Source organism: Rhizobacter sp. P2_H2 (assembly GCF_056403375.1).
The window spans coordinates 1-9,919 of record NZ_JBFUFP010000102.1 but is presented as its reverse complement, the minus strand read 5'-3'; the positions used below and the strand labels follow the sequence as shown (position 1 = coordinate 9,919).

Sequence of the window (9,919 nt, the reverse complement as noted above, 5' to 3'; positions counted from 1 at the left end):
GGCGCGGCACCGATCATGGCGCAGGCGGCCGCGGCCAGCCCCGCCGGAAGCGGTGGCAACGGCGGCAGCTCGTCGGCATCGGCCCAGTCCACCGCGCCGGTCAGCGCCGCCGCGCAGCCGTCGACCGGCGGCTACATCCAGGCCGACCCGGCCGCCAATGCGCTGATCATCACCGCCCCCGAGCCGCTGTTCCGCGAGCTGCGCGCGGTGGTGGAACTGCTCGACACCCGGCGCGCCCAGCTCTACGTCGAATCGCTGGTGGTCGAGGTCGACGCGGCCAAGGCGCTCGACATCGGGCTGCAATGGAAGCAGATCTTCAGCATCAGCCAGAGCAGCCTGAGCACGCTGACGCTGGGCAACGTGGCGTCGGCGCTCGAGTCGATGTCGGGCACCAACATCCTGTCGACCGCCAACGTCGTCACGCTCGACAACGAGGAGGCGAAGATCGTGGTCGGACAGAACGTCCCCTTCGTCACCGGCAGCTACACGACCGGCAGCAGCGCGAGCCCGTTCCAGACGGTCGAGCGCAAGGACGTGGGCATCACCTTGCGCATCCGCCCGCAGATCGGCCAGAACGGCAGCATCCGCATGACGATCTTCCAGGAGTCGTCGTCGGTGAGTTCGACGGCGACGCCGGGCACCAGCAACGCCGGGCCGGCCACCAACAAGCGCTCGATCGAATCCACCGTGATGGTGAACGACGGCAGGATCGTCGTGCTGGGCGGCCTGATCGAGGACGCCTACGAGAGCGATGCCGGCAAGATCCCGTTCCTCGGCGACATCCCGCTGCTGGGCGGCCTGTTCCGCTACCTGAACCGCACGCGCCGCAAGACCAACCTGGTGGTGTTCCTGCGCCCGCACGTGATGGCCGACGAAGCGGCGCTGGACGCGACGTCGCTGGACCGCTACGACTACATCCGCGCGCGCCAGCGCGAGCTGCCGCAGGACGTGCGCCAGGTGTTGCCGCAGGACGATCTCCCGGTGCTGCCGGCCGCGCAGCCGTGACCTCGGTCACGCTTGCGCCGCCCACATTCGCCGGTCAGGGCGTGGTCGACGCGCGGTCATGCGGACCGGGCAGGGGTTCCCTACATTCGCGGCTCGTTTGCACCCAGCCCGAGGTTCCCCCCGATGCAGTCTTCCCATCGCCCCCCGGCATCCCTGCTGATGCGCGCCGCCGGCCTGGCCGCGCTGCTGCTGTCGCAAGCGGCCCTGGCCGACATCGTCGTCGGCCAGGTGGCGCCGTTCAGCGGCCCGCAGGCCGTCACCGGCAAGGCCGTGCACGCCGGGGCGCTGCTCTGGTTCGATGCGGTGAATGCGCGCGGCGGCATCAAGGGCCAGCGCATCCGCTTCGTGACGCGCGATGACGCGCAGAAGCCCGACCAGACGGTCCGCCTCGTCAAGGAGCTGATCGAGAAGGAGTCGCCGGTCGCCCTGCTGGGCACCATCGGCACCACCAACCTCGAGGCGCTGGCGGCCGACGGCGTGCTGGTGCGCACGCACGTCGGCATGGTCGGCGCGATCTCCGGCGCCGCCTCGGTGGCGAGCGCCGACGGCATGCTGGTCGTCAAGGCGAGCTACCACGACGAGGTGAACCGGCTGCTGGGCCAGCTGTCGCACCTGGGCATCCGCCGCGTCGGCCTGGTCTACCAGGACGACGGCCTGGGCAAGGACGTGCTGGCCGGCGCGCAGGCGGCCGCAGGCCGCTTCGGCATGACGCTGGTCGCGCGTGCCGGCTACCCGCGCAACACGATCGAGGTGGGCAGCGCAGTCGACCAGATGATCACGGCCGCGCCCGAGGTGGTCGTGCTGGGCGCCACCACCGCGGCCGCCATCGAGTTCACGCGCCGCTACGAGGTCGCCGGCGGCCACGCGCTGCTGTACGGCATGTCGATCATCGACACCGATGCGCTGCTGAAAGCGCTGGGCACGCAACGCGCCCGCGGCTACGCCTTCTCGATCGTGCTGCCGCAGACGTCGCAGCCGAGCCTGTCGATCGTGCGCGAGTACCTGGCCCTGCAGGCCGCGACGCCCAGCCCGGACCTGTCGGCCCGCTCGATGGAAGGCTTCATCGCCGCGAAGGCGCTCGTCACGTCGCTGGAGAAGACGCCGCGCATCACGCCCGAGGCCGTCACCGCGACCTTGCGCAGCTCGCCCCCGCTCGACCTGGGCGGCTACGTGCTGGACTTCAGCACGCGCGGGCGCGGCGGCTCGCACTACGTGAACTTCGGCATCTTCGGCATCAACGGCCGCATCGTCCAGTAACCGACAGCCCCTTCCGATCATGCAAGCAGTACACATCCGCCGACACCTCGCCCTGTTCGCCATCGCCTCCTCGTTCGGCCTGGGCAGCCAGGCCGCCGAGCAGGACCTGGTGGGCAACACCGTCCTGCTCGGCCAGTCGGCGCCGTTCAGCGGACCGTCGTCGCAGGTGGCCACCGAGTTCAACCTCGGCGCGCGCACCTACTTCCAGTCCGTCAACGAAGCCGGCGGCGTGAACGGTCGCAAGATCGAGCTGCGCACCAAGGACGACGCCTACGACCCGGCGCGCACCGCGCAGAACACGCACGACCTGATCGATAAGGATGGCGTGCTCGCGCTGTTCGGCTACATCGGCACCTCGACCACGCTGGCGGCGCTGCCGGTGCTCACCGCCGCGCAGGTGCCGCTGTTCGCGCCGGCCTCGGGCGCCGCCGCGCTGCGCGAGCCGTTCAACCGCTACGTCTTCAACCTGCGCGCCGGCTATGCCGAGGAGGCCGAGCACATCGTCGAGCAGCTGAGCGTCACCAACCTGACGCACATCGCGGTGTTCCACCAGAGCGATGCCTTCGGCACCGCCGGCATGGAAGCGGTGGCCCAGGCCGGCAGGAAGCGCAAGCTCGCGATGGGCACCATGGCGACCATCGCGCGCGACAGCACCGACGTGGCGGCGCCCGCGAAGGCCCTGCTGGCGGCGCACCCCGATGCGGTGGTGCTGGTCAGCTCCTACGCCTCGTGCGCGGCGCTGATCCGGGAGATGCGCAAGGGCGGCTTCAAGGGCCAGTTCGTCAGCCTGTCGTACGTCGGCGGCAAGTCGCTGGCCGACGAGCTGGGCAGCGCCGGCGCCGGCCTGCAGGTCTCGGAAGTGGTGCCGTTCCCGTGGGCGGAGGCGAGCCCGATCCAGCGCGAGTATGCGCAGGCGATGCGCAAGGCCGGCGTGCCGACGCGCAGCTTCCATTCGATGGAGGGCTTCATCGCCGCGAAGACGATGACCGAGGCCCTGCGCCGCGCCGGGCACGCACTGACGCGCGCCAAGCTGATCAGCACGCTGGAAACGATGCACGACTGGGACGCGGGCGGCTACCACGTGACGTTCAGCCCCGAGACCCACAACGGCGGCCACATGGTGGAGATGACGATGCTCGGCTCGGACGGCCGCTTCCTGCACTGACGCGCCCGCGCATGCTGGACGCTGGGTGGGCGACCCCGCCGGAGTTCGACGCCATCCGCTCAGAGCCGGACCTGCGCGCCTTCGTCGAGCGCTTCCGCCTGAAGGCCTTGCGGGCGCATCCGGCTTCGGCGCAGACGCTGGGCGAGTGGAGCGGCGCAATCGACGGCCGCGCGGTGTTCGTGCGCAGCCGCCGCGTCGCGGCACCGCACGGGCCGCGCGGAGCGTGGGTGCAGCAGGTGAGCCTGACGGTCGGCACGGCGGCCGGCGGCCCGCTGTCGGAGCGGACGCTGTACTTCGCCGTGGCGTGAGTTCAGGCGGAGAGCCGCACCTCAGTTCACCCGCGCCGGCGGCAGCGCCGGCATCCTGAACAGGCGTCCGTCGGGCAGCACGACGAAGTGGCAGGTGCTGCCCGGTCGCTCGGTGACGGTCATCGACGCGCTGCGCCACGAGCGCATGTCGGTGGGGTGAGGTTCGCGCAGGTCACGCAGCGTGATGGCGGCGTGGGCTGGCGCGGCATTCGGTGCGGCTTGATATGTGTTCATGTGTTCATTTTGTTGAGCACATGAAAGGAGCCGGCATCACCGGCGAACCGGTGTGCAGCAGTGCGAAATCAGCGCCGCGGGTCGAGGTGTTCGCCGAGGTGCTCACGGAAGCTCGCCGCATCCAGGAAACCCACCACCCGCGCCTCGCTGCGCTCCTCGCCGCCGGGCGGGAAGAACAGCAGCGCCGGCGGCCCGAACAGGCCGTACTTGCGCATCAGGGCCTTGTCCTGCGCGTTGTTGGCCGTCACGTCGACACGCAGCAACGTCATGCCGGCCAGCCGCTCGCGCACCGCGGCGTCGGTGAAGGTCAGCGACTCGAACTCCTTGCAGGCGACGCACCAGTCGGCATACAGGTCGACCATCACCGGCTTCGTCGACGTGCGCACCGCGGCATCGAGCGCCGCCAGGTCGGCCACCGGCTGGAACGGCAGCGCGGCCTCGCGCGTGCCGCTGGCCTGGCCCGACCCGGCGAGGTGCTGCAAGGGCTGCAGCAGGTCGCGCCCGCCGGACGCGATGCCGGCCAATTGCAGCACCGCGAGCACCGCCAGCAGCAGGCCGACGCCGCGCGTCGCCGCGCGCCCCGGCGATGCCGCACCGCCCTCGAACGCGCCGAGGTACACCGCGCTCGCCAGCAGCAGTGCCGCGGCGCCGAGCATCAGCCCCCACGACGGCAGCACCGGCGACACCATCCACAGCGCCACCGCCAGCAGCATCACGCCGAAGAAGTGCTTCACGCGGTCCATCCACCCGCCGGCGCGCGGCAGCAGCGAGCCGGCCGACACACCGACCAGCAGCAGCGGCACGCTCATGCCCGACGCGAGCGCGAACAGCGCGATGCCGCCCAGCCACACGTCGTGCGTGCGGCTGATGTAGACCAGCGCACCGGCCAGCGGCGCCGCGACGCAGGGCCCGACGATCAGCGCCGACAGGCCGCCCATCACGAACACGCCGAGGTATTGCCCGCCCTGCAGCCGGCCCGACACCTCGCTCAGCTTGCTCTGCAGCGCGTTCGGCAGCTGCAGCTCGTAGACGCCGAACATCGACAGCGACAGCCCGGCCAGCAGCAACGCGAAGGCACCCAGCACCCAGGCGTTCTGCAGCGCGGCGGCCAGCCCTTCGCCGAGCAGGCCGGCCGTCATGCCGAACGCGGTGTAGATCAGCGCCATGCCGAGCGAGTACGCGAGCGCCAGCGAGAAGCCGCGCCAGCGCGAGACCGTGCCGCGCTGCCCGACGATGATCGACGACAGGATCGGCAGCATCGGCAGCACGCAGGGCGTGAACGACAGCAGCACACCGGCCAGCAGGAACACGCCGGCCACCGTCAGCAGGCTGCGCGATTGCAGCGCGCTCGCGAAGCGGCCTGTCTCCGGCGCGGCGGGGGTGGCCGTGGCGGGTGCGGCAGCAGGAGCCGTCGACGCGGCAGGCGCAGCCGTGCTGTCCGCATCGGCCACTGCTGCCACGGTCCATCCGCCGGCACCCGGCTTCAGGTCGAACGCGTGCGAAGCCGGCGGGTAGCACAGGCCTTTCTCGGCACAGCCCTGGTGGCCCACGGTGAGGCGGAACGGCGGCGCATCGGCGGCGATGGGCAACACCATCGTGAGCTCGTCGTGGAAGATCTCGACCTCCTTCTGGAAGGTCGGGTCGAACTTGGTCTTGCCGCGCGGGATCGCCACGGCCGCGCCGGCCGCCGTGGCCGGCGCGGCCTGCACGCCCAGGCGCTCGCGGTACAGGTAGTAGCCCGGCGCGATCGCGAAGTGCATCGCGACATGCTGCGCGTCCTGCGCCTGCACGCTCAAGCGGAACGCGGCCTCCGGGTCGAGGAAGTCATCGGCCGCGAAGGCCTGCAGCGGCAGCCAAGCCGCCACCAGCAGCAGCGCTCTGATCAACAAGGTCTTCATCAACGGCCTCCGTCAAAACTGCCGGCTCACGCCGAGCTGCACCGACCGCGCGCGGAACGGCTCCAGGTTCGGCGACCCTTCGCCGCCAGCACGCCAGCTGCCACGCTGTTCGTAGGCCTCGACCTTCGCGTCGACCGTCCACAGCGCGTCGAGCTTGTACTCGGCCTTCAGCCCCAGCGTGAACGCGCCGAACGCCGACAGCCGCTGGTCGCCCGAGTTCAGCTGCCCCGGCGACAGTGCCGGGAACAGCGGCGCACCATTCGCATCGACCTGCGCCCTGGCGTAGAAATCAGCCGCCCCCTGCGTGTGATAGCGCAGCAGCGGCGTCAGCGCGAACTGCCCGCCGAGCGGCTGCACCCACTCGGCCTGCAGCGTGTGGGCCCGCACGCCGTAGCTGTCGCGGTAGGCGCGCCAGCTGCTGCGCAGCGTCGCGCCGAGGTCGGCGACGTGGTGGTTCCAGCGCGCCAGCAGCGTGGCCTGGCGCCGCCGGTCGGGGCGCACGTCGAGGTCCTTGTACGGGTCGTCGAAGTAGCCATGGCCCAGGCTGTGGCTCACATCGATCTGCACCAGGTCGACCGCCGACACCGCCTGCGTGACGCCGAGGATCACGTCGGTGCCGCTGCGCCTGCGGCTGTCGATGCCGGCGTTGCCGCCGTCGGTCGGGTGGATGCGGTCGCGGTTGGCGCCGATGCCGGCATGCCAGGTCGTGTTGTTGTCGTCGCTGGCCCAGCTGCCATTGAACGACAGCGCATCGGAGTCGTAGTCGTGCTCGCGCGAGACGCTCGCGCCGATCGAATACGACGCGCGGTCGAGGTAGTGCGTGACCCGCACGTCGCCGGCGCGGCGCGTCTCGTGCATCGTCGAGGCGCTCGAGACCGCGCTCTGCCAGCGCGGCGTCGCGCCCGACAGCGAATCCAGCACCGCCGTGCCCTCCACCGACCAGCGCGGGCCGAGCGGCGCCAGCAGGTAGAACGACGGCGAGTCGACGGTGATGCGGTGCAGGCCGGGCTGCGAATCTTCGTAGTGCAGGTGCTTCAGCGCGACCAGGCCGTGCTCCGGCGCGCCCTGCGCCTGCGCACTTGCGGCCCACACGCCGGGCAAGGCCAGCGCAGCCAGCACCAGGGCACCGCGTGCGTCAGTTGCAGCCACAGCCGCCCCCTCCCACGCCGTAGCCGCCGGAGGCCGCCTCCTTGCTGGCGTAGATGTGCTGCGCATAGCGCTCGCCGAGCGCATCGCCGGCCATCGTCATCTCGGGCCGCGCGAGCTGGCCCTTTTCCCACGGCTGCGGCGGCGCCCAGGCGGCACAGCCGCCGAGCACGGCCAGGCACAGGCAGCCGGCTGCCCGAAGCATCGGTCGCATCGAAGATCCTTGAATTGAAAAGAGGGAACTACGGGGTCGCGAGCGCCGCAGCGAGCTTGGCCTCCAGCGCCTGCCGCTCGTCGTCGCGGAAGCCCTGGTGCACCGCCAGCACCTCGCCGTTGCGGCCGATCAGCACCGAGGTCGGCATGCCCTTCACGCCGAAGCGCTTCGCCGACGCGCCGGCCGCATCGAACGCGAGGCCGAAGCGCGCGGGCAGCTGCGCGAGGAACGCATCGGCATCGGCCCGCTTCGCATCGAGGTTGATCGCGACGATCTGCAGCCCCTTCGCGCCGTACTTCGCCTGCATCTCGTTCATCCACGGGAACGACTGCCGGCACGGCCCGCACCACGACGCCCAGAAGTCGACGTAGACGAGCTTGCCCTTCAGCGCCGACAACTTCGGCGCGGCGGCCACCGCGGCCGGCAGCTCGACGTCAGGCGCCGGCTGGCCGACCTCGACCGCGAGCGCAGGCAGCGCACCCATCCCACCCGCCGCAAGCAGCGCGGCGGCCATCGTGCGCTGCCAGCTCATACGCAGCTGGCCGTGACTTCGTGGTCGTGCTGGGCGCCGATCGTCGAGGTCACGGTCACCGCCTGCCCGGCCTTCAGCGACTGCAGCTGTGCCGGCGTGAAGGTCACGCTGTGGGCGTGCGACGCGGTGCCCGTGATGTTGTAGGTCTTGTCGGTGGTCGAATCGAGGTCGGCGGCCGCGATGACCAGCACGTGGCCATGGTTGCCGGCGATCGCACCGCCGGACGAGCCGCAGCTCTGCGGGGCCGGACCGGGCGCCGGGGCGGGAGCCGGCCCCGGAGCGGGCGCCGGGCTGCCGCTGTAGTCGCTGCCGCCGCCTCCGCAGGCCTGCAGGAACAGCATCACCGTGCTGCCGGCGGCAGCTCCCAGGAATCCCTTGCGTGTCATCGTCATTGCATCGCTCCTCGTGGTCGTTCATCGACCGGTTCGACAGGCAGGCCCGTCGGCCCGCGGCGGGAAGCACACGGTCCGCGACCGTCCTGCTCCTGTCGGTGTGTGCGGGTGGGAGCGAAAAGAGTTGCAAGCGCTTCGCAGGCATTGATCGAAGCGCCGCTGCGGCTGCGTTCGAGCGCGGTGCGCACCGCAGCCGCGTCCTGCGACGGCGCGGCCTCCAGCAGCAGCGCGGCGACCGCGCTCGCATGCGCGGCCGCGAGCGACGAGCCGGAGCTGTAGTCGTAGCGGCCGCCGGGTTCGAGCGTCAGGATGTCGCGGCCGGGCGCGCGCAGCACCGCGTCGGGTGCGCCCGGCGCCGCCGGGCCGGGGCGGCTGCTGTCGACCGCGATCACGCCGGCGATGCCGGTCGGGAAGCCGTGCGGCCGGCCGTCCGGCGGCATCGCGCCGATCACGATGCGGCCGCGGCCCAGCGCATGGGTCACCAGCCGCGTGAGCAGCGGGTCGTCGGGCCCGCCCAGGCTCAGGTTGATGATGCGGGCCCCGTCGTCGATGCTCGCGCCCAGCGCCTGCGCCAGCGTGAACGAGTTGCAGCGGGCCCCGCCGCCGTCGGCTGCCACGCGCTGCCAGCACGCCTTGTAGACCGACAGCATGGCCTGCGGCGCGATGCCGACGATGCCTTGCCGGTTGTTCGCGACCGCGGCGATCACGCCGGCCACTTCGGTGCCGTGGCGGTCGGCGTCGAAGCGCGCCGCGCTGCCGTCGACGAAGTCGCGCGTCGCCGCGATGCGGCCCTGCAGGTCGGGGTGGGTGGTGTCGACGCCGGTGTCGATCAGCGCGATGCGCACGCCCTGCCCGCGCGCACGCTGGTGCGCATCGACGGCATCGAGCTCGACGAAGCCGCTTTGCAGGTCGACGTACGGATCGTTGTAGGCCGCGCCGGCCGGTGCGTGCGCCGCGTCCGGCAGGCTCAGCGTGTCGAAATCCTGCAACGGCTGCGCCAACTCGACGCGTGGATCGCGCGCCAGCGCGGCCAGCACCTGGTCGCGCTCGGCGCCGGGCGCGATCTCCAGCACCACGCAGTGCACGCGCAGTGCGCTGATCGGCCAGGCGGCGAGTTCGCGCAGCCCGTGCTCGCGCTCGATCGCCTCCAGCACCGCGCGGGCCTCGCTGCCGGCGCCGTAGCGCTGGCTCGCGTTGTAGGTGGCCAGCGTCGAGCCGGCCTGCGGCACGATGCGCTCGCGCGGGTTCGCGACCGCGACGACGATCAGGCGCTGCGGATGCTCGCGCAGCAACGCGGCGTCGGCCGCATCGCGCGGCAGCGCGGCCGGCGGCGCGGCGCACCCGGCCAGCAGCATCGCGCAGCACGCGAGTGCCGCGGCCAGCGCACGGATCATCGCGGGCCGCCGACCGGCTCGACCAGGCGCATGCCGGGCGCCGCCCTCAGCGCGGCCACCTTCGCTGCCACCTGTTCCGCACCCGCATCGCGCGCCTGCAGCGCGAGGCCGTAGGCGCCCGCCGCGTTCGGGCCGTTGACGATCTGCAGCTCGAGCCCGCGCAGCAGCGCCTGCAGCTCGTCGGCCCGCAGACTCGGCGCCGGCACGATGCGCAGCGCGACGCCGGCCGGCTCGCCGGCCGTGGCCGACAGCGTCTGGTAGGCCGCCGGCGATGCATCGCGCCACAGCAAACCGGCGCCCAGCACCGACAGCCCGATGGCCTCGACGACGACGGCCGCGGCCAGCCACGGCACCAGCGGCCCGCCGCCGCGGCG

At 72.0% G+C, this 9,919-nt stretch carries 11 protein-coding genes and 1 pseudogene; 4 read left to right on the top strand and 8 right to left on the bottom strand.

Annotation, left to right across the window (positions count from 1 at the left end):
* The 4 genes from AC1D15_RS08925 to AC1D15_RS08910 all read left to right on the top strand — a co-directional run.
* Positions 1 to 1,005: type II secretion system protein GspD (locus AC1D15_RS08925; RefSeq protein ID WP_477825701.1), on the top strand; the 1,005-nt coding region annotated here is incomplete at its 5' end.
* A gap of 123 nt (positions 1,006 to 1,128) precedes the next feature.
* Positions 1,129 to 2,262 (top strand): ABC transporter substrate-binding protein, encoded by a 1,134-nt coding sequence (locus AC1D15_RS08920; protein WP_477825700.1) that lies wholly within the window; start codon positions 1,129 to 1,131, stop codon positions 2,260 to 2,262.
* Positions 2,263 to 2,281: 19 nt separating this feature from the next.
* Entirely contained in the window at positions 2,282 to 3,427 is a 1,146-nt protein-coding gene (locus AC1D15_RS08915) for an ABC transporter substrate-binding protein (RefSeq protein WP_477825699.1), read from the top strand.
* Positions 3,428 to 3,438: 11 nt separating this feature from the next.
* Positions 3,439 to 3,735, top strand: coding sequence for a hypothetical protein (locus AC1D15_RS08910; protein WP_477825698.1), 297 nt, complete (start codon positions 3,439 to 3,441; stop codon positions 3,733 to 3,735).
* A gap of 21 nt (positions 3,736 to 3,756) precedes the next feature.
* On the opposite strand, the gene AC1D15_RS08905 is transcribed toward AC1D15_RS08910, so the two are convergent.
* From AC1D15_RS08905 to AC1D15_RS08870, 8 genes and pseudogenes are all read right to left on the bottom strand, one after another.
* Complete coding sequence (locus AC1D15_RS08905) at positions 3,757 to 3,969, bottom strand: hypothetical protein (RefSeq protein WP_047509774.1); 213 nt, start codon at positions 3,967 to 3,969, stop codon at positions 3,757 to 3,759.
* 68 nt (positions 3,970 to 4,037) lie between these two features.
* Positions 4,038 to 5,867 (bottom strand): protein-disulfide reductase DsbD, encoded by a 1,830-nt coding sequence (dsbD, locus tag AC1D15_RS08900; protein WP_477825697.1) that lies wholly within the window; start codon positions 5,865 to 5,867, stop codon positions 4,038 to 4,040.
* A 12-nt stretch (positions 5,868 to 5,879) separates the two neighbouring features.
* Entirely contained in the window at positions 5,880 to 7,016 is a 1,137-nt protein-coding gene (locus tag AC1D15_RS08895; RefSeq protein WP_477825696.1) for a DUF3570 domain-containing protein, read from the bottom strand.
* Positions 7,003 to 7,227 (bottom strand): DUF4266 domain-containing protein, encoded by a 225-nt coding sequence (locus tag AC1D15_RS08890; protein ID WP_047509768.1) that lies wholly within the window; start codon positions 7,225 to 7,227, stop codon positions 7,003 to 7,005. Before AC1D15_RS08890 ends, AC1D15_RS08895 begins: the two co-directional genes overlap by 14 nt.
* A 28-nt stretch (positions 7,228 to 7,255) precedes the next feature.
* Positions 7,256 to 7,759, bottom strand: coding sequence for a TlpA family protein disulfide reductase (locus AC1D15_RS08885; RefSeq protein WP_477825695.1), 504 nt, complete (start codon positions 7,757 to 7,759; stop codon positions 7,256 to 7,258).
* Positions 7,756 to 8,151: a hypothetical protein gene (locus AC1D15_RS08880; protein WP_047509764.1), complete on the bottom strand. Its 396-nt coding sequence runs from the start codon at positions 8,149 to 8,151 to the stop codon at positions 7,756 to 7,758. The genes AC1D15_RS08885 and AC1D15_RS08880 overlap by 4 nt, the downstream gene beginning before the upstream one ends.
* A complete protein-coding gene (locus tag AC1D15_RS08875; protein ID WP_477825694.1) occupies positions 8,148 to 9,545 on the bottom strand; it encodes a S8 family serine peptidase in 1,398 nt (465 codons plus the stop codon). The genes AC1D15_RS08880 and AC1D15_RS08875 overlap by 4 nt, the downstream gene beginning before the upstream one ends.
* Positions 9,542 to 9,919 (bottom strand): annotated as a pseudogene (locus tag AC1D15_RS08870) (hypothetical protein); the annotation flags it as partial. The pseudogene AC1D15_RS08870 and the gene AC1D15_RS08875, both read right to left, overlap by 4 nt.

Bases quoted from the DNA above. Each gene is read 5' to 3' on its own strand.
- AC1D15_RS08905 (WP_047509774.1), bottom strand. From the start codon at position 3,969: ATGAACACATATCAAGCCGCACCGAATGCCGCGCCAGCCCACGCCGCC.
- AC1D15_RS08915 (WP_477825699.1), top strand. From the start codon at position 2,282: ATGCAAGCAGTACACATCCGCCGACACCTCGCCCTGTTCGCCATCGCC.
- AC1D15_RS08890 (WP_047509768.1), bottom strand. From the start codon at position 7,227: ATGCGACCGATGCTTCGGGCAGCCGGCTGCCTGTGCCTGGCCGTGCTC.
- AC1D15_RS08880 (WP_047509764.1), bottom strand. From the start codon at position 8,151: ATGACGATGACACGCAAGGGATTCCTGGGAGCTGCCGCCGGCAGCACG.
- AC1D15_RS08910 (WP_477825698.1), top strand. From the start codon at position 3,439: ATGCTGGACGCTGGGTGGGCGACCCCGCCGGAGTTCGACGCCATCCGC.
- AC1D15_RS08885 (WP_477825695.1), bottom strand. From the start codon at position 7,759: ATGAGCTGGCAGCGCACGATGGCCGCCGCGCTGCTTGCGGCGGGTGGG.
- dsbD (WP_477825697.1), bottom strand. From the start codon at position 5,867: ATGAAGACCTTGTTGATCAGAGCGCTGCTGCTGGTGGCGGCTTGGCTG.
- AC1D15_RS08920 (WP_477825700.1), top strand. From the start codon at position 1,129: ATGCAGTCTTCCCATCGCCCCCCGGCATCCCTGCTGATGCGCGCCGCC.
- AC1D15_RS08875 (WP_477825694.1), bottom strand. From the start codon at position 9,545: ATGATCCGTGCGCTGGCCGCGGCACTCGCGTGCTGCGCGATGCTGCTG.